The sequence below is a fragment of the Bacillus sp. UNCCL81 genome (assembly GCF_900112535.1).
GTDB lineage: Bacteria > Bacillota > Bacilli > Bacillales > Bacillaceae_G > Gottfriedia > Gottfriedia luciferensis_B.
This window is the reverse complement of sequence record NZ_FOMF01000011.1, coordinates 15,153-39,088: the sequence shown is the minus strand read 5'-3', so window position 1 is coordinate 39,088 and position 23,936 is coordinate 15,153. Positions and strand designations below refer to the sequence as shown.

General features: G+C 33.6%; 24 protein-coding genes. 21 read left to right on the top strand and 3 right to left on the bottom strand.

Annotation, left to right across the window (positions count from 1 at the left end; translation table 11 throughout):
• The first annotated feature begins 175 nt into the window (after positions 1–175).
• The 12 genes from BM319_RS19970 to BM319_RS19915 all read left to right on the top strand — a co-directional run bounded on the left by BM319_RS19970 (position 176) and on the right by BM319_RS19915 (position 14,222).
• Positions 176–2,248: a sigma 54-interacting transcriptional regulator gene (locus BM319_RS19970; RefSeq protein ID WP_091024380.1), complete on the top strand. Its 2,073-nt coding sequence runs from the start codon at positions 176–178 to the stop codon at positions 2,246–2,248.
• A gap of 209 nt (positions 2,249–2,457) precedes the next feature.
• A complete protein-coding gene (yqiS, locus tag BM319_RS19965) occupies positions 2,458–3,363 on the top strand; it encodes a phosphate butyryltransferase (protein WP_091024378.1) in 906 nt (301 codons plus the stop codon).
• A 30-nt stretch (positions 3,364–3,393) separates the two neighbouring features.
• Entirely contained in the window at positions 3,394–4,488 is a 1,095-nt protein-coding gene (bcd, locus tag BM319_RS19960; protein WP_056475213.1) for a branched-chain amino acid dehydrogenase, read from the top strand.
• A 117-nt stretch (positions 4,489–4,605) separates the two neighbouring features.
• Entirely contained in the window at positions 4,606–5,706 is a 1,101-nt protein-coding gene (gene buk / locus BM319_RS19955; protein WP_175495656.1) for a butyrate kinase, read from the top strand.
• A 19-nt stretch (positions 5,707–5,725) separates the two neighbouring features.
• Positions 5,726–7,147, top strand: coding sequence for a dihydrolipoyl dehydrogenase (gene lpdA, locus BM319_RS19950; RefSeq protein WP_069034058.1), 1,422 nt, complete (start codon positions 5,726–5,728; stop codon positions 7,145–7,147).
• 97 nt (positions 7,148–7,244) lie between these two features.
• Complete coding sequence (locus BM319_RS19945; protein ID WP_069034057.1) at positions 7,245–8,249, top strand: thiamine pyrophosphate-dependent dehydrogenase E1 component subunit alpha; 1,005 nt, start codon at positions 7,245–7,247, stop codon at positions 8,247–8,249.
• Between the two features lie 16 nt (positions 8,250–8,265).
• Positions 8,266–9,249, top strand: a complete 984-nt coding sequence (locus BM319_RS19940) for an alpha-ketoacid dehydrogenase subunit beta (protein ID WP_025671106.1) — start codon at positions 8,266–8,268, stop codon at positions 9,247–9,249.
• 27 nt (positions 9,250–9,276) lie between these two features.
• Positions 9,277–10,611: a dihydrolipoamide acetyltransferase family protein gene (locus BM319_RS19935; RefSeq protein WP_069034056.1), complete on the top strand. Its 1,335-nt coding sequence runs from the start codon at positions 9,277–9,279 to the stop codon at positions 10,609–10,611.
• Between the two features lie 587 nt (positions 10,612–11,198).
• Positions 11,199–11,675, top strand: coding sequence for a GNAT family N-acetyltransferase (locus tag BM319_RS19930; protein WP_069034055.1), 477 nt, complete (start codon positions 11,199–11,201; stop codon positions 11,673–11,675).
• A gap of 172 nt (positions 11,676–11,847) precedes the next feature.
• Positions 11,848–13,095, top strand: a complete 1,248-nt coding sequence (locus BM319_RS19925) for an MDR family MFS transporter (protein ID WP_091024374.1) — start codon at positions 11,848–11,850, stop codon at positions 13,093–13,095.
• 267 nt (positions 13,096–13,362) lie between these two features.
• A complete protein-coding gene (locus BM319_RS19920; protein WP_069034053.1) occupies positions 13,363–13,674 on the top strand; it encodes a hypothetical protein in 312 nt (103 codons plus the stop codon).
• A 110-nt stretch (positions 13,675–13,784) separates the two neighbouring features.
• On the top strand, positions 13,785–14,222 hold the full coding sequence (locus BM319_RS19915) for a BrxA/BrxB family bacilliredoxin (protein WP_025671100.1): 438 nt from the start codon (positions 13,785–13,787) through the stop codon (positions 14,220–14,222).
• Positions 14,223–14,322: 100 nt separating this feature from the next.
• Here BM319_RS19915 and BM319_RS19910 read toward each other — a convergent pair whose 3' ends face one another.
• Positions 14,323–14,517 (bottom strand): hypothetical protein, encoded by a 195-nt coding sequence (locus BM319_RS19910; protein ID WP_091024372.1) that lies wholly within the window; start codon positions 14,515–14,517, stop codon positions 14,323–14,325.
• A gap of 134 nt (positions 14,518–14,651) precedes the next feature.
• Between BM319_RS19910 and BM319_RS19905 the strand changes: the two genes are divergently transcribed.
• The 7 genes from BM319_RS19905 (at position 14,652) to BM319_RS19875 (ending at position 21,488) form a co-directional block, all read left to right on the top strand.
• A complete protein-coding gene (locus BM319_RS19905) occupies positions 14,652–15,155 on the top strand; it encodes an NUDIX hydrolase (RefSeq protein WP_286143844.1) in 504 nt (167 codons plus the stop codon).
• A 453-nt stretch (positions 15,156–15,608) separates the two neighbouring features.
• Positions 15,609–16,364 carry a transporter substrate-binding domain-containing protein gene (locus BM319_RS19900; protein WP_069034051.1) on the top strand — a complete coding sequence of 252 codons (756 nt, stop codon included), beginning with the start codon at positions 15,609–15,611 and terminating at the stop codon, positions 16,362–16,364.
• 96 nt (positions 16,365–16,460) lie between these two features.
• Positions 16,461–17,801, top strand: a complete 1,341-nt coding sequence (locus BM319_RS19895; protein ID WP_091024370.1) for an aspartate aminotransferase family protein — start codon at positions 16,461–16,463, stop codon at positions 17,799–17,801.
• Between the two features lie 79 nt (positions 17,802–17,880).
• Positions 17,881–18,540, top strand: coding sequence for an amino acid ABC transporter permease (locus BM319_RS19890; protein WP_069034049.1), 660 nt, complete (start codon positions 17,881–17,883; stop codon positions 18,538–18,540).
• Positions 18,533–19,255, top strand: coding sequence for an amino acid ABC transporter ATP-binding protein (locus BM319_RS19885; RefSeq protein WP_069034048.1), 723 nt, complete (start codon positions 18,533–18,535; stop codon positions 19,253–19,255). Before BM319_RS19890 ends, BM319_RS19885 begins: the two co-directional genes overlap by 8 nt.
• A gap of 341 nt (positions 19,256–19,596) precedes the next feature.
• Complete coding sequence (locus tag BM319_RS19880) at positions 19,597–19,941, top strand: DUF485 domain-containing protein (RefSeq protein ID WP_069034047.1); 345 nt, start codon at positions 19,597–19,599, stop codon at positions 19,939–19,941.
• Positions 19,938–21,488 (top strand): solute symporter family protein, encoded by a 1,551-nt coding sequence (locus BM319_RS19875; protein WP_091024368.1) that lies wholly within the window; start codon positions 19,938–19,940, stop codon positions 21,486–21,488. The genes BM319_RS19880 and BM319_RS19875 overlap by 4 nt, the downstream gene beginning before the upstream one ends.
• A 68-nt stretch (positions 21,489–21,556) precedes the next feature.
• On the opposite strand, the gene BM319_RS19870 is transcribed toward BM319_RS19875, so the two are convergent.
• Positions 21,557–22,081 carry an acyl-CoA thioesterase gene (locus BM319_RS19870; RefSeq protein ID WP_069034045.1) on the bottom strand — a complete coding sequence of 175 codons (525 nt, stop codon included), beginning with the start codon at positions 22,079–22,081 and terminating at the stop codon, positions 21,557–21,559.
• Between the two features lie 148 nt (positions 22,082–22,229).
• On the opposite strand from BM319_RS19870, the gene BM319_RS19865 reads away from it, so the two are divergent.
• A complete protein-coding gene (locus BM319_RS19865; protein WP_091024366.1) occupies positions 22,230–23,189 on the top strand; it encodes an aromatic acid exporter family protein in 960 nt (319 codons plus the stop codon).
• A gap of 13 nt (positions 23,190–23,202) precedes the next feature.
• On the top strand, positions 23,203–23,718 hold the full coding sequence (locus BM319_RS19860; RefSeq protein ID WP_069034043.1) for a L,D-transpeptidase: 516 nt from the start codon (positions 23,203–23,205) through the stop codon (positions 23,716–23,718).
• 64 nt (positions 23,719–23,782) lie between these two features.
• Here BM319_RS19860 and prli42 read toward each other — a convergent pair whose 3' ends face one another.
• The gene (prli42, locus tag BM319_RS24870) at positions 23,783–23,875 is read right to left on the bottom strand and encodes a stressosome-associated protein Prli42 (protein WP_156339731.1); all 93 of its coding nucleotides are present in this window, start codon (positions 23,873–23,875) and stop codon (positions 23,783–23,785) included.
• Between the last annotated feature and the right edge of the window lie 61 nt (positions 23,876–23,936).

Below are 23,936 nucleotides of genomic sequence, written 5' to 3'. Positions count from 1 at the left end.
TTAATTCCTCCGATAAAAGTAACAATAAATTTACGTAATTCTCTTTCTTCATAATCTTATACAAGGATAGTGTTGTCAAGACATATAAAACATTTGAAATAGACGAAAGAATGACTTTATATATATAATAGTCTAATGTGTTTAATAATTTGTTGAAATTAGTAGGTGAACTAAGATGAAACAAAACGTAATGATCGTTGGAATGGGAACAGGAGGCACAGCTGTATTAAAGCTTCTAACACATTCTGATTTATTTCATGTTGTTGCAGTAGTAGATATGATAAAAGAGGCTAAAGGTTTAGAATTTGCTAAAAGCTTACACATTCCAATACTAAAGGATTGGAAATCTAATTTAAACGAAGAGATTGATGTTGTCATAAATACCACTGGAGATGAAACCATTTACCAGGAATTAATCGAGTATAAATCTAAGAATACTTTAGTAATCCCAGGTTCTGTTGCAAAAATGATATCTGATCTTGTTCAAGAAAAAGAATCACTTTTTAATTTAATTGATAATAAAAAAAGACAACAAGAACTCATTTTGGACAACACTCATGATGGGATGATTGTGGTTGATAAATGGGGAAAAATTCTTTTATTTAATCGCTCTGCAGAAAGAATGTTACATACTGATAAAGATGCTGCGATTGGTAGGTATATATTGGATGTTGTCCCGACTAGTAAATTACCTCGCGTTCTTCAAACGAAAAAGAAGGAAATTAATCAAGAGCATATTTTAATTAATGGAAGTAAGATTTTTACGACTCGAATTCCAATCTTTCGAGAAGATGGTGAACTTGAAGGAGCAATTTCTGTTTTTAAAGATGATACTGAGGTAATCGATTTAGCAGAAGAGGTTACAAATTTAAAAGAAGTTTATAGCATGCTTGAAGCAGTCATTCAAAGTTCGGATGAAGCAATTTCAGTTGTAGATGAAAAAGGAAATGGAATTATTATTAATCCGGCATACACAAGACTGACTGGATTATCAAGTGAACAAGTTATTGGTAAACATGCAACGATTGATATTGCTGAAGGGGAAAGTGTGCATTTAAAAGTGTTGAAAACAAAACAAGCAGTTCGTGGACATCGAATGAAAGTCGGGAAGCAAAATCGTGATGTCCTAGTTAATGTGGCCCCTGTAATCGTTGACGGGAAACTAAAAGGTAGTGTTGGAGTAATCCATGATGTATCTGAAATTTCACAGTTAACAAATGAGCTACATAGAGCACGCCAAATTATTAGAACATTAGAGGCAAAGTACTCTTTCGAGGATATTGCAGGTGAATCTGAAGGTATTCAATTAGCGATCATGCAGGCGAAATTAGCTGCGAGCACTCCTGCTACCGTATTACTTCGTGGAGAATCCGGAACAGGTAAAGAATTGTTTGCTCATGCGATTCATAATGAAAGCGATCGCAAATATAATAAATTCGTTCGAGTGAATTGTGCTGCGATTTCTGAAACTTTATTGGAAAGTGAATTATTTGGTTATGAAGAAGGTGCTTTTTCTGGTGCAAAACGTGGTGGGAAAAGAGGACTTTTTGAGGAAGCTAATAATGGTAGTATTTTCTTAGATGAAATTGGAGAATTATCACCTGCGATGCAAGCCAAACTATTAAGGGTCCTACAAGAGAAAGAAATAAGACGCGTTGGTGGGACAAAGTCTATTCCTATAAATGTGCGAGTGATTGCTGCGACGAATGTTCACCTGGAGGAAGCAATCATTGAAGGAAAGTTTCGAGAAGATCTTTATTATCGATTAAATAAACTTCCTATTATTATTCCTGCACTAAAGGATCGAATTGAAGATATTTTACCGATTGGCGAAAGATTATTAGCAAAAATCAATCAAGACTACGGTCGAAATGTTGAGGGAATCTCATTATCAGCTTTAAATAAATTAAAAAGTTACAATTGGCCTGGTAATGTTAGGGAATTAGAAAATGTGCTAGGAAGAGCTGTTATATTTATGAAATTTAATGAAAAACAAATCCTACCCGAACATTTATCAGCGATTGTGCAAGTTAAGCAAGAACAATCTGTTCATCATAACGAAGTTCATACTGAAGAGATAAGCTCCCTTGATGAAATGGTTACCAATTATGAAGGTGAAATTATTGAAAAGATATTAATGAAAAATAATGGCAATAAAACAAGGTCAGCAAAAGAGCTTGGAATATCAGTAAGGAATTTGTATTATAAATTGGAAAAATACCACACTGCAAAAAATAGCACGCAATAATTTGCGTGCTATGAATATTTTTGCATACAATTACTGTCATTTTTCAAAATATTGTTGTAGAATAGATTTATTGGTGTTACTAGTACCTGGTACTAGATTGTTGGTAATGTAAGGCTTTTCAACTATTTTTAAAATAGTTTTATCCTTTTTTAAAAGTTGGCACGCAAATTGCTTTATATAGTGCAGGGGGATGAAAGGAAGGGCTTTCAATGAATTTAACAGATATAATGTTACGTGCGAAAAATCATTCTAGGCAAACTGTTGCTGTAGCTGTTGCTGAGGACTTCGAAGTAAAAGAAGCAGTTTCATTTGCATTAGACAATGATTTAGCAAACTTTTTACTTTTCGGAAACGAGCAAGCGATCTATGAAATGTATGAAGAATTATTAAAAAACGAACAATTTGCAGAAAGACTAAAAATTGTTCATTCTCATTCAAACAAAGAGGCTGCTAAAAATGCAGTTGTAGCTGTTCGCTCTGGTGAAGCTTCAATTGTAATGAAAGGTAATCTTTCATCTTCAGTTCTTCTAAAAGAAGTATTGAACAAAGAATATGGTTTAAGAGATAAAAGTGTTTTATCACATGTTGCAATATTCGACGTACCAGGTAGAGAAAATGCAGTAATCGTAACAGATGCTGCGATGAACATAGCACCTACGTTAGATCAAAAGGTGAAAATTATTGAAAACAGTGTTGAAATTGCAAGGAAAGTAGGAATAGAAACCCCTAAAGTTGCTGTACTGGCAGCTGTTGAAGTAGTAAATCCTGCAATGCAAGCAACACTAGATGCAGCAACACTAACTGTCATGAATACAAGAGGACAAATTAAAAATTGTATTGTTGATGGACCATTAGCGCTTGATAATGCCATTTCTGTTGAAGCAGCTAAACATAAAGGCTTAACTGGAGAAGTTGCTGGGCAAGCTGATATTTTATTAGTACCTACAATAGAAACTGGAAATATTTTATATAAATCTTTAGTCTTTATGGCTAACTCAGAAGTGGCTGCACTTATTGCTGGAGCAAAGGCACCGATTGTTTTAACATCGCGTTCTGACTCTGCAATGACAAAATTATATTCATTAGCATTAGCTATATGTAATTCTAAAAACTAAACTTACACATTTTAAGGGAGCTGTTATTACATGGAAATCTTCAAATACTTAGAAACTTATGACTATGAGCAAGTTGTTTTCTGCCAAGATAAAGAATCAGGATTAAAAGCAATTATTGCGATCCACGATACTACATTAGGTCCAGCTTTAGGTGGAACAAGAATGTGGACTTACGAATCAGAAGAAGCTGCAATTGAAGATGCTCTACGTTTAGCAAAAGGTATGACTTATAAAAATGCTGCTGCTGGCTTAAACTTAGGTGGAGGAAAAACTGTAATCATCGGTGATCCACGTAAAGATAAAAACGAAGCGATGTTCCGTGCATTTGGTCGTTATATCCAAGGCTTAAATGGTCGATACATTACTGCTGAGGACGTAGGTACTACTGTTGCAGATATGGATTTAATCCACGAAGAAACTGATTATGTAACTGGTATCTCACCATCATTCGGTTCTTCAGGTAATCCATCTCCAGTTACTGCATTTGGTGTTTACCGTGGTATGAAAGCTGCTGCAAAAGAAGCATTTGGAACTGACAGCTTAGAAGGTAAAAAAATTGCAATCCAAGGTGTTGGTAATGTTGCTTACAGCCTTTGCGAGTACTTACATGAAGAAGGTGCTCAATTAATCGTAACGGATATTAATAAAGAAGCTGTACAACGTGCAGTAGAAGCATTTGGTGCTACAGCAGTAGATCCAGATGATATTTACGGAGTAGAATGTGATATTTATGCACCATGTGCATTAGGTGCAACAATTAACGATAAAACAATCCCACAATTAAAAGCAAGAGTTATTGCAGGTTCTGCAAATAACCAATTAAAAGAAACTCGTCATGGTGATTTAATCCATGAATTAGGTATCGTTTATGCTCCTGACTATGTAATCAATTCTGGTGGAGTAATTAACGTTGCTGATGAGTTATACGGATACAACTATGACCGTGCAATGAAAAAAGTTGAAGGCTTATACGATAACATTGCAAAAGTTATTGAAATTTCAAAACGTGACGGTATTCCAACTTATTTAGCTGCAGACCGTTTAGCTGAAGAGCGTATTGCTACAATGGCTAAATCTCGTAGCCAATTCTTATCAAATGGTCACAACATCTTAAGCAGAAGATAATTGACCAAATAAAATTTAATTAAAATTCCTTTATTTTTTAGGTGGAAAGAAAGAGGGAAGTAATAGTACCTCTTTCTTTCTAGTTATAAAGGTAAGGTAAACTTAGAAGGGAGAGTGTTGACAATGCATCGTATTTTAGTAATTAATCCTGGCAGCACATCCACAAAGGTTGGTGTATTTGATGATGAAAAACCAATTTTTGAACAAACAATACGCCATGACGATGAAGAATTAAATAAATACAAAACAATAATTGATCAATATGAATTTAGAAAAAATGTTATTTTAGAGGTATTACACAAAGAAGGCATTAACATTTCTAAATTAAGTGCTGTATGTGGTCGAGGTGGACTGCTAAGACCAATCGAAGGTGGAACTTATGCAGTAAATGAAATCATGTTAGAAGATTTGAAAATTGGTTATAGTGGTCAGCATGCTTCAAATCTTGGTGGAATTATTGCTAATGAGATTGCACAAGGATTAAACATTCCAGCATTTATCGTTGATCCAGTAGTTGTAGATGAATTACATCCAGTTGCAAGAATCAGCGGACAATCACTTATGGAAAGAAGAAGTGTTTTCCATGCTTTAAACCAAAAAGCTGTCGCACGAAAAGTATCAAAACAGTTAGAACAGTCATATAACGATTTAAACCTTATTATCGCCCATATGGGTGGAGGTGTGAGTGTTGGTGCTCATAAAAAAGGACGCGTAATTGACGTAAATAACGGTTTAGATGGTGAAGGACCTTTTAGTCCAGAGCGAGCAGGAACTGTACCAATTGGTGATCTAATAAAACTTTGTTACTCTGGTGACTACTATGTTAACGAAGTACAAAAAATGATGGTTGGTCAAGGTGGTTTAGTTAGTTATCTTGGAACAGCTGATGCAATTAAAGTTGAAAACATGATTGAAGACGGTGACGAAAAAGCTGCATTAGTATATGAAGCAATGGCTTACCAAGTCGCAAAAGAAATTGGAAGTGCGGCAGCTGTTCTTGAAGGTAATATTGATGCAATTATATTAACAGGTGGAATTGCTTATAGTGATTTTATTGTTAATGAAATAACTAAAAGAGTTAAGTGGATGGCACGTGTAATTGTTTTACCAGGTGAAAATGAACTTCAAGCTCTTTGTGAAGGTGCACTTCGCGTACTTCGAGAAGAAGAAGAAGCAAAAATCTACCCTGGAGAATTTGCAGTTAAATCTTTAGTATAAATGTGAGGAGAATTTCATCATGGCAACAGAATATGATTTAGTCGTACTCGGTGGCGGTACAGGCGGCTATGTAGCTGCTATTCGTGCTTCTCAATTAGGATTAAAAGTAGCGGTAGTAGAAAAAAATAAACTTGGTGGAACTTGCTTACATGCAGGCTGTATCCCAAGTAAAGCATTATTACGTAGTGCAGAAGTTTTTTCAACTGCTAAGAAAAGTGAAGAGTTTGGTGTTGAAACATCAGGCGTAACATTAAACTTTAGCAAAGTACAACAAAGAAAAGAAAATATCGTTGCCGGGCTTCATAAAGGTGTTGAACACTTAATGAAACAAGGGAAAATTGATGTATACAATGGTTTAGGACGTATTTTAGGACCTTCAATCTTTTCTCCAATGCCAGGAACAATTTCAGTAGAAATGAATGATGGTAGCGAAAACGAAATGCTAATTCCAAAGAACGTATTAGTTGCAACTGGTTCAAGACCAAAATCTTTACCTGGATTAACTATTGATGGTGAGCATGTAATGTCATCTGACGAGGCCTTAAAAATGGAGACACTTCCTGAGTCAATTATTATCGTTGGTGGCGGTGTAATCGGTATTGAGTGGGCTTCTATGTTAGCAGATTTTGGTGTTGAGGTAACAGTAATCGAGTACAGTAAAACTATTTTACCTTTAGAAGACGAAGAAATTTCTAAAGAAATGACTAGATTATTAAAGAAAAAAGGGATTAAATTAGTTACTGATGCAAAAGTTTTAGCTGAAACTTTAGTAATCGATAATGGCGTTAGAATTAATGCGCTTCATAAAGATACTGAGAAATCTTTCACTGCTGAAAAAATGTTAGTATCTGTTGGCCGTCAAGCGAATGTTGAAGGAATCGGATTAGAAAATACTGACATCGTAGTTGAAAATGGTTTTATTCAAACAAATGCCAATTACCAAACTAAAGAATCACATATTTATGCGATTGGTGATGTTATTGGTGGTTTACAATTAGCACATGTTGCTTCAAGAGAAGGTACAATTGCAGTTGAGCATATTGTAGGAAATTCACCTCTTCCATTAGATCCAACAATGGTTAGTAAGTGTGTTTATAGTAATCCAGAAGTTGCATCTGTTGGCTTAACTGAGCGTGAAGCAAAAGAAAAAGGTTATAAAGTTAAAAAAGGAAAATTCTCATTCCGTGCAATTGGTAAAGCTTTAGTTTACGGTGAGCAAGATGGATTTGTTAAAATAATTGTTGATGAAGAGACGAATGATCTTCTTGGTGTTCATATGATTGGACCTCATGTAACGGATATGATCTCAGAAGCAGGTTTAGCACGAGTATTAGATGCAACTGCATGGGAAATTTCTCATACAATTCATCCACATCCTTCATTATCTGAAGCTATTGGTGAAGCAGCACTTGCTGTAGAAGGATTAGCAATTCACTCTTAATTTAAAAAATTGAAATGTAGAGAGCAAATCTCTACATTTCATCACTATAATGATTTAAAACGCTTCCACACATGTATGTGGTAAAAGGGGGATATTTATGGAAAAGGTTACAACTTCAAACCGTCATGAACAGCTTGGTCTATCAAATGATGACGTTCTTAGTATGTATGAAACAATGCTAATGGCACGTCGTATTGATGAGCGTATGTGGTTATTAAATCGTGCTGGTAAAATTCCGTTCGTTATTTCTTGTCAAGGTCAAGAAGCAGCTCAAGTTGGATCAGCGTATGCATTAGACAATACAAAAGATTACGTATTACCATATTACCGTGATATGGGTGTAGTTTTACAATTTGGAATGACAGCAAAAGAATTAATGCTTTCTGGTTTTGCAAAAGCAGAAGATCCAAACTCTGGTGGACGTCAAATGCCAGGTCATTTTGGTCAAAAGAAAAATCGTATCGTTACTGGTTCATCTCCAGTTACAACTCAAGTACCTCACGCTGTAGGTGTATCTCTAGCTGCAAAAATGGAAGGTAAAGATATTGTCTCTTGGGTTTCATTTGGTGAAGGTTCTTCTAACCAAGGTGATTTCCATGAAGGCGCAAACTTTGCTGGTGTACATAAGTTACCAGTAATTTTCATGTGTGAAAATAACAAATATGCGATCTCAGTACCGATTGAGAAGCAATTAGCATGTGAAAAAGTATCTGATCGTGCAATTGGATACGGCATGCCTGGTTTCACTGTTGATGGAAATGATCCTTTAGAAGTTTATCGTGTAACAAAAGAAGCAGTTGACCGTGCTCGTCGTGGAGAAGGTCCAACATTAATCGAAGCTGTATCTTATCGATTAACTGCACACTCTAGTGATGATGATGATCGTATCTACCGTTCTCGTGAAGAAGTAGAAGAAGCAAAAAGCAAAGATTGCTTATTTACATTTGCTAAATACCTTCATGAAGTTGGTGTGTTAACAGAAGAATTAGAAAAAGAAATCGATACAAAAATTCGTGCGATTGTTGATGAAGCAACTGACTACGCAGAAAACGCTCCATATGCAGCAGCTGAGCATGCATTGAAGTTTGTTTACGAAGAATAAGAGGGGGTAGGACAATATGGCAGTAATGTCTTATATAGATGCAGTAACTTTAGCGTTAAAAGAGGAAATGGAACGCGATCCAAAGGTATTTGTATTAGGGGAAGACGTTGGATTAAAAGGTGGAGTATTTAAAGCGACTCATGGTCTATATGATCAATTTGGTGAGGATCGTGTATTAGATACACCACTAGCAGAATCTGCAATTGCGGGTGTTGGTATTGGTGCTGCAATGTACGGACTTAGACCAGTAGCTGAAATGCAATTTGCTGATTTCATTATGCCTGCAGTAAACCAAATTATTTCTGAGGCTTCAAGAATTCGTTATCGTTCAAACAATGACTGGACTTGTCCTATTACGATTCGTGCTCCTTATGGAGGCGGTGTACACGGTGCACTTTATCACTCTCAATCTGTTGAGAAGGTATTTGCAGGTCAACCAGGATTAAAAATTGTAATGCCATCTACACCTTATGATGTAAAAGGTTTATTAAAAGCAGCAATTCGTGATAATGACCCAGTAATTTTCTTTGAGCATAAACGTGCTTATCGTTTAATTAAAGGTGAAGTACCTGAAACTGATTATGTACTTCCAATTGGGAAAGCTGATGTAAAACGTGAAGGTGAAGATATCACAATCATCACTTACGGACTATGTGTACATTTTGCTCTTCAAGCTGCTGAAAAATTAGCTCAAGATGGTATTTCTGTACATGTTTTAGACTTACGTACAATTTATCCATTAGATAAAGAATCTATTATCGAAGCTGCTTCTAAAACAGGAAAAGTTTTATTAGTAACTGAAGATAATAAAGAAGGAAGTATCATGAGTGAAGTTGCAGCTATTATTGCTGAAAATTGCTTATTTGAATTAGATGCGCCAATCGCACGCCTTGCTGGCCCTGATGTTCCGGCAATGCCTTATTCTCCTACAATGGAAAAATTCTTCATGGTTAATCCAGATAAAGTAGAAAAAGCGGCTAGAGAACTTGCAGCATTTTAATGGCACTGTTTGAAAAAGGGGGACATAATGATGATCGAAAATATTAAAATGCCTCAATTAGGTGAAAGTGTAACTGAGGGTACAATCAGTACTTGGTTAGTAAAAGTAGGAGATCGTGTAAATAAATACGATCCACTTGCAGAAGTTATGACAGATAAAGTTAATGCTGAAGTACCATCTTCATTTTCTGGTGTGATTAAAGAATTAATCGCAAATGAAGGGGAAACTTTAGCTGTTGGTGAAATCATTTGTACGATTGAAGTTGAAGGAGCTGCTGGTGAAGTAGCTGCTACTACAATCGAAGAAACTAAACCAGTTGAAAAAGCTGCACCTGTAGCACCAGCACAAACTCCTGTAGCTGCTGCACCGGTTCAAACTATTGCTAAAACTGATGAGTCTGGTAAAGTACGTTATTCTCCAGCTGTACTTCGTTTAGCACAAGAAAATAATCTTGATCTTTCATTAATTCCTGGTTCAGGAAATAATGGTCGAGTTACTCGAAAAGACGTTTTAAATGCAATCGCAAATGGTGTACCTCAAGCGGCACCAGCACCTGTTGCAGTTGAAGCTCCTACTCAACCAGTTGTAGCACAAACTGCTCCTGCTGCTCAAGTAGCTAAAGCACCTGCTGCAGCACCTGCACCTGTTATCCCAACAGCAGTTGGTGATATTGAAATTCCAGTTACAGGTGTACGTAAAGCAATTGCTTCAAATATGTTACGTAGTAAACATGAAGCTCCACATGCTTGGATGATGATCGAAGTAGATGTTACAAACTTAGTTAATTACAGAAACAGCCTTAAAGATTCTTTCAAGAAAAAAGAAGGTTTCTCTTTAACATTCTTCGCATTCTTTGTTAAAGCTGTAGCGCAAGCACTTAAAGAATACCCAATGATTAATTCAATGTGGGCTGGAGACAAAATCATCCAAAAGAAAGATATTAACTTATCGATCGCTGTTGCAACAGACGATGCATTATTTGTTCCAGTTATTAAAAATGCTGATGAGAAAACAATCAAAGGTATCGCACGTGAAATTACTGAATTAGCTACAAAAGTTCGTACTGGTAAATTAAAATCAGACGAAATGCAAGGTGGCACATTCACAGTAAATAACACTGGATCATTTGGTAGTGTTCAAAGCGCGGGTATCATTAACTACCCACAAGCTGCAATTTTACAAATTGAAAGCATCGTAAAACGTCCAGCTGTTGTAAACGGAATGATTGGTGTTCGCGATATGGTTAACCTATGCTTATCACTTGATCACCGTGTACTAGACGGCTTCATTTGTGGTAAATTCTTAGGAAGAGTAAAAGAAATCCTAGAAAATACAACAAAAGAAAATACGAACGTATATTAATTTATAAAGAAAAGAGGTTGTCTTAAGGGCGACCTCTTTTTTTATGATATTTTGTATAATGTGAAAATAAAAATCGTTGTGCGATGTGCAATCTAGATTTAAAAAATAGGGGAACTGCAAATAAAGCAAGGTGCAAATAAAAATAGGGAATCTGCAATTAAAATTAGTAAAACTGCAAATAAAATTACCAAAACCGCAATTAAAATTTGCAAATCCGCAATTAAATCTGTTGCTATCACAAATAAAATGAGAAATTACCCATACCGGTTGGAGTATTTTAGTAAAAAATTGACCCATTTATTTAGAAAACTAGCAAGTTTATTCTAAATTCTTTCTCCTATGAACAAAAATAGTCTTGAATTACGCTAAAATCTATAAAAATGGCCACATAAAATTATTTAAAAAGAAAAACACCACCGAGATACCCCCTCAACTATGTTCAAAGTAATTAACACAGTTATTTTTTCAATAATAAAAGGAGTAGATGTGAGTCTTCTATCCCTAAATTAAAAATAACCCTTTGTTAGTGATTTGTGATAAAATTTAATGGTCATAAAATTCAGTATTTTTTAAAAGGAGTGGAATTCATGCTAGTTGAACAAAATGGCTATTACATATCCACGAATAAAGAATTATTAAACAGAGAAGTTATTTATAACTTTTTAGACAAAGATTCATATTGGGCAAATGAAATTCCTTATGAATATATTGATCGATTTATTAAAGGTTCATTCTGTTTTGGTGTTTACAAGGGTAATCCAGAAGAAAGTGATCCAACCCAAGTAGGCTTCGCAAGAGTAGTATCAGATGGCGTCACATTTGCTTATTTAGCAGACGTATTTATTCTCCCAGAATATCGTAAACAAGGCTTATCAAAATGGTTAATGGAAGTAATCATGGGTTATGAAAAACTATCAACTGTGCGAACATTCATGCTTAAAACAAGGGACGCTCACAACTTATATCGCAAGTACGGCTTTGAAGTGATTGATAATAGTAAAAACCGATTCATGGCTATATTAAAAGACAATCTCTATCGAAATTTGAAAAAAATTAAGGAGTAGCATGCTATTCCTTTTCTCTTTAACCCATTTTTCCATGCCTACATGCTATACTATTTTCCCTTACTTAACCTCCAGTTTACATTTTGCCCCATAAACTAAAACCTTTACAAACTGTAACATTTGTAAGATAATTTACAAATATGTGACATCTTAGAGAAATAGGGGGGATAAGATGTTTAAAAATTTATCTGCCGTACATCCTGTTGCTTGGAATATCGTTATTGGAACTTTATTCGTTAGATTTGCTAGCACAGTAAGTATGCCGTTTTTAGCTATTTATTTAACTTCAGTTAAACATATCTCACCTGCAATGGTTGGGCTCATGTTAACAGTTTCAGCTTTTTTAGGGGTGTTTTTCAGTTTTATTGGAGGAACTCTTTCTGATCGTATTGGAAGGAAAACTATTTTATTATCGAGTATTTTTTTATGGTCTATTACATTAGTTGGTTTTGGACTAGGAAATTCATTTGCCTGGTTTTTTGTGCTGAACTCGATCTTAAATATTTGTTCATCATTTTTCGAACCTTCTTCAAGGGCATTACTTTCTGATTTAACCGACGAGAAATCAAAACTGTTAGTGTTTAATTTGCGGTATGCCGCTATTAATGTTGGGGTTGCAGTAGGTCCTTTAGTTGGTTTATATCTAGGAAGCTCAAAAAGCACATTGCCATTTGTATTATCTGGAATTGTGTACTTTTTTTATGGTTTAACATTATTATTTATGTTATCAAAGTATAAAATTGGAGAAGGAAAGTCTGCTTCGACAAACAAAGTTTCAATGAAGGCATCGTTTTCAATTTTACGTAAGGATATTATCTTTGCTTTAACGATTTTAACAATCTGTTTCTATGGTCTTGGTTATTCACAAAGCTTTTCAACAATGTCTCAATATTTTGCGAATGCACCACAGTTTCATAATGGCGTTAAACTGTATGCATATTTAACTACAATCAATGCAGTAACTGTAGTAATACTTCAATTCCCAATTGTAAGTAGAATGAAGAATTTTTCACCTACTGTATCTATGATGATTGGTAATGTGATTGTTAGTTTAGCTGTTGCTGGATTTGGGTTATTTACTAACTTTTTCTTATTAGCAATCGTAATGATTGTGTTAACTGTAGGAGAAATATTTGCATTTACATTTACAGATGTATTTGTCGATCAGCTTGCTCCTGAAGAATTAAAGGGAACTTATTTCGGAGCAATGGGATTCTCAAAACTCGGTTTCGTTTTCGGTCCAGCGCTTGGTGGAAGTTTATTAGCTTACTTCGGGTATGAAAATGGCGGCCGTGGATTTGTTATTATTAGTGCAATCGCTTTTATCAGTTTTCCAATGATGTTTTTTGTAAATAGACTTTTTCAAAAAAGAAAAGTAGTCAAGGTTGAATCGGATACAAAGTTAACTGTTAATTCTTAAAAGAACGCTTTTAAAGCGTTCTTTTTTGTTTCTACTACTATTCTCTGTGTTAAACTCAAAGAAGACTATATACACTGGCATATTCCTTTTATTTTTTTCAGCTTCTTATCAATAACAAGCGTAATATTTGTTTTGTTTTCTTTTTTATTATTGGTTTTCGGTATTGGAGAAAGTTAACAATTAGAGTTTTTTCATTTCATACTAATAAAGTATGCTTTCGTTCTTTTCCTCATATATTGTATAAACAAGCGATATGGAGGGAGAGATATGGACGAACTTCTTTTTGATCAGCTTAAGTTATTAAGTTGGGACTGTGTAATATTAGAAGGTGCTAGTGAGCAAGAAGAAGAGCTAATGAAAAATGTTTTATCCACATTACATTCAATCGGATTAAAAAATAAAATTGATGCTAAAGTTTTATTTATTGCAGGAGATGTGGAAAAGATTGATCAGTTTGTCATAAAAAATCCATTCGTAACTGTCATACGAGTTGTCGAAGAATTAAATGAAGATTACCAATACGCCATATCTACTTTAGCTCATTTACCGAATGTAATCGTAGAGTTAGTGAATGAATAATTAAGGTATTATAAGATTCACGTGAAATAATATAACTAGCAGGTTCAAAAGCTTGAATTAATAGCCGCTAAATTGGTAAGATGAAAAAAAGCATGTAAGGAGTAGATGAAATGAATATGAATTTTAATTTTTTTATGAATGATGTTGTCCATACTGCACGTCAAGAAATCGTAGCGGCTGGTTATGCAGAGTTAAAAACACCTGAGGAAGTAGAACAAGCATTAGAAAAGAAAGGTACTACACTTGTAATGGTAAACTCAGTATGTGGTTGTGCTGGTGGTATTGCTCGTCCTGCAGCAGCACATTCAGTGCACTACGATACAAGACCTGACCAATTAGTAACTGTGTTTGCAGGGCAAGATAAAGAGGCTACAGCGAAAGCTCGTGAATATTTTACTGGTAAAGCACCTTCATCTCCGTCATTTGCACTTTTAAAAGACGGTGAACTTGTAGCGATGGTTGAGCGTCATGAAATAGAAGGCCATGATCCAATGCAAGTTATTCAAAAACTTCAAAATTACTTCGATCAATTTTGTGAAGAAATTTAAATAAAAAAGTACAAAAATTTATGGGGGAATTCCATAAATTTTTGTACTTTTTTTGTGCATAATATTATTATTATGTAAACTGGAGTTTAAATAAAGCGTTTTAGTTAATTATTTTGTAAATAAAATAAAAGATAAAAAAGAAAGATAATGCAGCTAATGAGCATGTGAAAATTAATAATAATAATGCATCCTTATATGCCGTTTCATCATATTTTACTCGAAAAGCGAAGGATTCTAATTTATGTTTTTTTAATTTTCTATATTGGTTTATATCGATAATATTTGATTGATCCACAACACACCTCTCCTTTGTAGTACTAATATATTAACTAAATTTTAAAATATTCTAAATAATTAGTAAAGTTGTTTTGCAAACAAATTAATAGCAAATTATGCCATAATTAATAGGAATAAAATTTACAAATATGCTTGAAAGGTAAGTGGGAATTTGTAAAATATACTTTATGTTTTATCAAACGAAATGATGAACTATTAATGTTAAATCGTATAAATGCTCCTACAATGGGAATTTGGAATGGTGTTGGTGGAAAAATAGAAAAAGGGGAAACAATCGAAAGATCCGTTCAAAGAGAGATTGCAGAAGAAACTGGAATTCAGCTTGAGTTGAAAGATATAACTTATAAAGGTAAAGTGACTTGGCATGAAGAAGATGTGGATTTCGGGGGTATGTATGTATTTCTGGCTAAGGTTTCTAATGGCTTAAAATATGATACGCCTTTAAAAACAGATGAAGGAATTTTAGATTGGAAAAAAATTGATTGGGTAATAGATGAAAAAAATCAAGGAGTAGGAGAGTGTATTCCTTATTTTCTTCCAATACTATTAAAAAACGAGCGAAATCATCATTATTCCTTTTATTATAAGGGAAATAAGGTTATTAATGTAGTAATAGAAGAAGAAGTTTTAATATAATAAAATAATTTATAAATGAATAATGTAATCATTTTTATGAAAATACCATTTCCACCATGGTGTTTTTTTTATGAATAAGTATGAAAACGCTTAAATTTGGGGGAATTAAAGTGTTTGGTCATGAAAAATGTAGTGATTTGCGAGATTTGTCGAAAAGTTTTTGAAAGATTTGAAAAGTCTAATAATAGGACTCTCATTCACTCGATTGAATAAATATATAAACATAATGAATATTAATAAAAAAATATTTTTTATAATATGCCTGTAAAATTAAGCTATATCTAATTTTTTTGTCGAAATGCTGAAAAAACTAGTTGCATATTTATTAGTATGTGTTAAAATTCATTTTGTAGAATAATTATTCATTCGAAAAAAATGGTTGTTTAATAGAATACTAAAAAAGATAATGGATATAAGAAGTTTGAATTTTACAAAAATTAGGGGGAAGCATTAATGAAAAAATTAGTCGGAGTTTTAGCTGCATCAGCATTATCAATTGGAATGTTATCTGCTTGTAACAAGTCAGATGATAAAACCTTAATCTTAGGAACAAGTGCGGATTATAAGCCTTATGAATTTATTGACACAAAAAATGACAAAATCGTTGGGTTTGATGTTGATTTAGCTAAAGCGCTTGGTAAAAAAACTGGATACACAATTAAAGTAAAAGATATTGATTTTACCTCATTAATTACTGCGATGAATGCAGATAAAGTAGATTTTATTATGGCAGGTATGAAAAAGACACCTGAACGTGCGAAAAATGCAGATTTCACTGAGCCTTATTTCACAGATCAAAATGAAATAGTTGTAAATAAAGATTCAAATATTAAAAGTGTTGAAGATTTAAAAGGAAAAACAGTCGGTGTACAAGCTGGTTCAATTCAAGAGACAAAAGCAATTGAAGTTTCTAAAAAGGTTGGGTTTAAAGTTGAAAACCGTAACCGTATTCCTGAGATGGTAGAAGAATTAAAAGCTGGAAGATTTGATGCTGTTGTGATCGAACAATCTGTAGCTAGTGGCTATCTAAATAAATTACCTGAAATGCAAGGTGAATTAATGCAAGATTTCTTTGAACAATCTGGTTCAGCAGTAGCTCTTCCAAAAGGAAGTAAATTAACACCTAAATTTGATAAAGCGTTAAAAGAATTAAAAGAAGATGGAACTGTTGATAAATTAGTTAAAAAATGGTTCGGTGAATTGAAGTAATCCGTAAGATTTTAATCGTAAAAAGATAAACCTTAAGGGTATGACGGAAAATATAGAAATGATAAGTTTTTGTTGTAATCAGGGGAGGAATTATTGATGGAGAGAGATTGGAGTCACTTATTAGAAAAAATGCCTTTACGTCTTGCACCAAGCATGGCTAAGGATCATCCAAACTTACCAGTTGTAAAGGAAGAAGGCTGTTACTACTATGGTGTAGATGGTAAAGAGTACTTAGACTTTACATCTGGCATTGCTACTACAAATGTTGGACATCGTCATCCAAAAGTAGTACAGGCAATTAAAGATGGCGCAGATTCTTTAGCACATGGTCCATCGGGGGTTATTATTTACGAATCGATTTTAAAGCTAGCAGATGAGTTGGCTGAAATTCTTCCTGGTAACTTAGATACTTTCTTTTTTGGTAATAGTGGAACTGAAGCGATTGAAGGTGCTATTAAGCTAGCTAAACATGCTACTAAGCGTCCATATATTGTTTCATTTATTGGTTGTTTCCATGGCCGTTCTATGGGAGCATTAAGCGTTACGACTTCAAAAAGTAAGTATCGAAAATTTTTACAACCAACAGGATCATATCAAATACCTTATGCAAATGTTTCAGAATGCCCTGAAGGTTATGATGAAGAACAATATGTAGTAGAGCAATTAGAAAAAGATTTTAAACGTTTATTTAATCATCAAGTAACACCAGAAGAAGTAGCTGCAGTTATTGTAGAGCCAGTTCTAGGTGAAGGTGGATATGTAGTACCACCTAAAGCATGGTTAAAGAAAATACGAGAAATCTGTGATAAAAATAATATTTTACTAATTTTTGATGAAGTTCAAACTGGATTTGGCCGTACAGGAAATTGGTTTGCTGCACATACTTTTGATGTAACGCCAGATATTATGGCAATAGCAAAAGGGATTGCAAATGGTATTCCTTTAAGTGCTACTGTAGCATCAAATGAACTAATGAAACAGTGGCCATTAGGTAGTCATGGAACAACATTTGGAGGTAATCCAATCGCTTGTTCAGCTGCATTGGCTGTTTTAGAAATTATAAAAGAAGAAAAGCTTATAGAAAATACGAGAGTAGTTGGAGCATACGCAGTAGAAAAACTGAATGCATTAAAAGAAAAGCATCCGGTAATTGGAAGCATTCGCTCAATTGGTTTAATGATCGGCATTGAAATCATTAATCCAGCAACAAAAGAACCAAACGGTGATGGATTATTTAAAATTCTTGATCTTGCTTTGGAAAAAGGTGTTTTATTCTACTTCTGTGGTAATAACAGTGAAGTAATTCGAATGATTCCACCATTAACAGTTACGAAGAATCAAATCGATGATGGGTTAGCAATCTTAGATGAAGCATTAACAGAATATGAGCAATCCATTGGATATGAATTATATGAAACAAAGGGCATTGGTTTCTAAACCAGTGCTCTTTATCTAAACAGACTTTGTCGAATGAACTTTGCAATTTAAAAGACAAATAGTAAAGGAGTACTACAATATGAACTTAGATTTTTCTCAAATTGTCCCTTCAATTCCATATATATTGGCCGGATTAAAATTAACACTATTAGTGGTTGTTTGTTCAATTTTATTAGGTCTTGTTTTAGCAATTTTACTTGCATTAATGAAAATTAGCCGTGCAAAATGGTTAGTTGTAATAGCTGATTTTTATACTTCCATTTTTCGTGGAACACCGATGGTTTTGCAATTAATGATCATTTATTATGGTTTACCACAATTAATTGGATTCGATATCGAAAAGTTTCCAGCAGCGGTATTAGCTTTTGGTTTGAATTCAGGAGCTTATGTATCAGAGATTATCCGTGCAGGTATACTAGCAGTAGATAAAGGTCAACAAGAAGCTGCTTCAGCTTTAGGAATCCCTTACCGTAAAATGATGTCAAAAATAATTTTACCTCAAGCATTTAAAAATATTTTACCAGCATTGATGAATGAGTTTATTACGTTAACGAAGGAATCAGCAATGGTAACAGTAATTGGTGCATCTGATTTAATGAGAAGAGCTTTCTTAGTAGGTGGAGAGACTTACTCATTTATGGAGCCACTTATTTTTGTAGCTGCAATCTATTACATTATCATTATGATCCTATCACTTCTAGGTAAATCTGTTGAAAGGAGAATGCGTACAAATGATTAAAATTACTAATTTAAATAAAAGCTTTGGTAATGTTCATGTATTAAAAGGAATAACGACTACAATCGAGCAAGGATCTGTTGTTGCTGTAATAGGCCCATCTGGTTCTGGAAAGTCTACATTTTTACGTTGTATGAATTTATTAGAAACTCCTTCAAATGGTGAAATTTGGATGGATGAAATTGAAGTAACGAATCCTAAATGTAATATAATGAAAATTCGTGAAGATGTAGGTATGGTATTCCAGCATTTTCATTTGTTCCCACATATGACAGTTTTAGAAAATATTACGTATGCTCCGATTAATGTAAAAGGTATGAGTAAAACTAAGGCAGAAGAAAATGCAAAGGCACTACTTGAAAAAGTTGGACTTCTTGAAAAAGCAAACGTATATCCTCCTAAACTTTCAGGTGGTCAAAAACAACGTGTCGCTATAGCAAGAGCACTTGCAATGGAACCTAAAGTAATGCTATTTGATGAACCAACTTCAGCTTTAGATCCAGAGATGGTAAAAGAAGTACTTGAAGTAATGAAATCATTAGCACATACTGGTATGACAATGGTCATCGTTACACATGAAATGGGTTTTGCAAAGGAAGTTGCAGATCGAATTCTATTCTTAGACGAAGGAAATCTAGTTGAGGATGCAACTCCGATCGAATTATTCACAAAACCAAAAACAAATCGTGCAAAGCTATTCCTTGAGAAAGTTTTATAAGTTATTAATCACTTAAATGTGAAGAATCCCTACTTTTCATCTGAAAAGAGGGATTTTTTTATTGACAAAAAATTCATTGAATTACTTAAAAAATGTCAAAATATGTTTTAGATTTGTAAGTCAGCGGTTGTTTATTGTATTTCAACTTCAGCTCGTTTTCAAATTTTACAAAAAAAATTTTTAATCATTAGAACTTGTAAATTCTTGTCTATCGAAAACATTTATTAAAATGTTTCTAAATCAAATACAATTATCTTAGTTTCTGAATATTCTTTCATTTATTTTTAGCAATAATATCTTCAAAGTTTTCAAGAAAAAAAACTTGAAAGGGGAGTAAGATGATGGAATTGGACCAAAACTCTAGTACGAGTATGAGTCAAAGCAAATACTCGGAAGTTGCAAAATCTCATGAGTTTAAACAGTTACTGAAAGCAAAAAGAAAGTTTATTCTACCAATGTCTTTATTCTTTTTTTGTTTTTACATTGCATTACCTTTAATGACTTCTTATTCTAAAGCACTAAATACAAAAGCAATTGGGGAAGTAACATGGGCATGGTTGTTTGCATTCGCTCAATTTATTATGACATGGGTGTTATGTATGATTTACAGTAAGAAAGCTGAATCCTTTGACAAAATGGCAGATCGAGTATTGGAAAAGTTAAATAAAGGAGGGGAGGAAATTTGAATACGACGGCATTTACTTTATTTTTAATTATCGTACTTGGAACGCTAGTTATTACATATTACGCTTCTAAAAAAACAAAAGACGCGAAAGATTTTTATACTGCAGGCGGTGGATTGACTGGATGGCAAAATGGATTTGCAATTGCAGGAGACTATATGTCAGCGGCATCCTTTTTAGGAATTGCAGGTGCGATCGCTTTAACTGGATTCGATGGATTTTTCTATAGTATCGGATTTTTAGTTGCATACTTAGTCGTTTTATATTTAGTAGCAGAGCCTTTACGAAACCTTGGAAAGTACACGTTAGCTGATATGATTGCTGCGCGATTTGATCAAAGAAAAGTAAGAGGGGTAGCCGCCTTAAACACAATGACGATTTCAATCTTTTATATGATTGCACAACTAGTTGGTGCTGGTGCACTGATTAAATTATTACTAGGAATTGATTATACGACTGCTGTTTTAATAGTAGGTATTTTAATGACTGTATATGTAATATTTGGAGGTATGAGGGCTACTAGTTGGGTGCAAATCGTAAAGGCAATCCTTCTCATGCTTGGAACGTTAGTCATTTCAATCATCGTTTTTGCTAAATTTAATTTCAACATTAATGAAATGTTTAGCCAAATGAGAACAGCAACTCCTCTAAAGGACTCGTTTTTAAATCCAGGTGTAAAATACACAAATGGACTAGATACAATTTCACTTAATTTAGCACTGGTTCTTGGAACTGCCGGGTTACCTCATATATTGGTCCGATTCTTTACAGTGCGTGATGCGAAAACGGCACGAAAATCAGTCGTTTATGCAACTTGGTTAATAGGAGCATTTTATATCATGACGATTTTCCTTGGATTTGGGGCAGCTGCATTTGTTGGGAATTCTGAGATTATAAAAGCAAATCCTGCAGGAAATATGGCGGCGCCACTATTAGCTGAAGCATTAGGTGGTAACTTTTTATTTGCTTTTGTTTCAGCTGTAGCATTTGCAACTATTCTTGCAGTAGTAGCAGGGCTAGTATTAACTGCTGCATCTGCCTTTGCACATGATTTTTACAATGAAATCTTAAAACATGGTAAAGCAACTGAAAAAGAGCAAGTTTCAATGGCTAGATATGCTTCGATTGGAGTTGCTTTAATCTCAATCTTACTTGCAATATTTGCACAAACATTAAATGTTGCCTTTTTAGTATCCTTAGCATTTGCTGTTGCTGCGAGTGCGAACTTACCAGTCATACTCTTTACAATCTATTGGAAACGTTTTAATACGACTGGCGCAATTACTGGTATGTTAACTGGATTAATATCTGCAATCATACTAGTAGCGATAAGTCCAAATATTTGGAGTCCAATTGAAGGAAAAGCCATTTTTGTTGGAGAGCCATTAATTAATTTAACGAATCCAGGGATTATATCAATTCCTTTAGGATTCATAGCTGCTTATTTAGGTACAATTCTTTCAAGTAAGAAAGAAAATGAAGCTAAATTTGATGAAATTCTTGTGAAGTCTAATACTGGCCATGGTATATCGAGTATTTCAACACATTAATCATAATTAGAAAAAAAGAAACTGAAGAAAATTTCTCAGTTTCTTTTTTATTTAGGACACAAATTAATTTACTCATCACTTTGTTTTAATTTTAAAGGTTTCGTAGAGATAATCGTTTCAATGTTTTTACTGATTAATTTATTATTTTTACGATTATCAATTCTTGCTTTTGCTATTTCAGCAAGTTCGCGTTCTTCTTCAGTTTCAAGAATGATAGAGGGAACTGGTACCGTTTTATTATCTTTCATTCCAACAAATGTTAAAAATGAAGTAGCAGCAACTCGGCGATTGCCTGTTATCAAGTTCTCTGCAATCGCTTTTACGAAAATTACCATAGATGAAGTTCCTGTAACTACGACAAAGGATTCATAAGAGATACAATCCTCTTCTGTAACTGGATGTAAGAAGTCTACATGGTCGATCGAAGCAGTTACACATTTCAATCTTGAATGCTTAGAAGCAGTAATTGAAGCAGTCATATCCATGTCAGCGAGAATTTTTCCACCAAATAAAGTTTGGTGATTGTTTAAGTCTGTAGGGAAAACTCGAACAGTCAAAGCTGAACGTGATTCATGGCAATATTTTGAACTCATAAATTCACACCTTTTATTAGAATAATGATATTTTTACCAATCTATTTTTTATTAAGCGTAATTATGAGATGAAATTTTCATTCGAAATATTATCCTATTCAATGAATCAAATACTACATAAAGTAAAACATAAATAATAGGTGATTTTATGTATAGAATTGGTTCAAGGATTGTTAAAACGGCGTTAGGGAGTGCAGTTGCAATTTTTATTGCACAATCGGTGGGAGTGCATTTTTACTCGTCTGCTGGAACATTAACAATATTATGTATACAAACTACCAAAAAGCGTTCATTAGATACAGCGTTGAGAAGGTTTTCTTCATGCGTTTTGATCATCCTTTTTTGTGTTTTTTTCTTTCATATTTTTGGTTATACACCTTTAGCGATTGGAATATTACTATTATTTTTTATTCCAAGCTTAGTAAAGCTTAAAATTCAAGAAGGAGTCATTTCCAGTGCAGTGATCATGCTACATCTATATGGTCTAAAAAAAATTACAGTTCCAATAATAGTAGATGAGTTAACTGTAATTGTAATAGGAATTGGTGTAGCTTTACTTTGTAATTTATATATGCCTAGTTTAGATGAGCAAATAAAAAACTTTAAAGTACAAATTGATTCTAAATTTTGTTTTATTTTTGAGAAGATTTCTATTTATTTAAAAGAACCAGCTAATAAATGTTTTTTAGAAGAATATGATGAAACAGTAAAATTGCTTCAAGAAGCGAAAAGAATTTCTAAATTAGAAATCGATAATCATTATTTTAAATCATCGAATGATGAAGATTATGAATACTTTTTATTAAGAGAACGGCAACTTGAAATTATTCACCGTATTATTGACACGGTTTGTGACATTAAAGTGAGTAACGAACAATCTCATATTTTATCCAAATTTTTTAATGATTTAAGCTTTTCAATAAATCCAATTATAAGTGGTGTAATTTGCTTACATCAGTTAGAAGAAATCTATCATATGTTTCGTGCAATGCCACTACCACAAACATCTGATGATTTTGAAACTCGAGCAGCGGTTTTAACCATCATCAATGAAATGGAAAGTTTCTTGATTATGAAATCAAAGTTTAAGGGAAAATACGTTAAGTGAATTTAAAAAGGAGTTGCTTTATTTGCTTAAACTAGTTCTGTCACTACTTTTAGTAATTGGTCCAGTATGGCCACTTGGACAAAATCCAAGGGTAGGTGAACCATTTATTATTATTAATAAAGAAGTAAATAATTTGGCATATATAGAAGATGGTAAAGTACTAAGGATTTATCGAATTGCTACAGGAAAAACAGCAGATTTAACTCCTGAAGGTATTTTTAATATTACATATAAAGCCAAAAATCCATATTGGCGCAAAAAGAATATTCCAGGGGGTGATCCTAAAAATCCTCTAGGAACTAGATGGATTGGTTTTGACGCATTAGGTACAGATGGTTCGATTTATGGTATTCATGGAAATAATGACCCTTCATCAATTGGTAAATATATCTCAAATGGATGTGTAAGAATGTACACAAATGATGTGAATGAACTTTTTGATAAAGTCCCATATGGAACGAAAGTGTTAATCACAACATCAACAAGTTCATTTGAACAACTAGCTCGTGAACAAGGTGCAATCAGATAATAAAGAGGATTCATCATCAAAATCTCAAGATCTTAATGATGAATCCTCTTTTTCCATTGTCCTCTTATAACATAGCAGCGATACCTGCAAGTAAAGTAGTAGCAAGCATTGAAATTAACATAATCATCACAACTACTTTTTGTGTTTTTTTTCTCATGTGATTACCACCTTATATTAAAGAATTACAATTTATTAATTATTTTATTAGAATAATACAA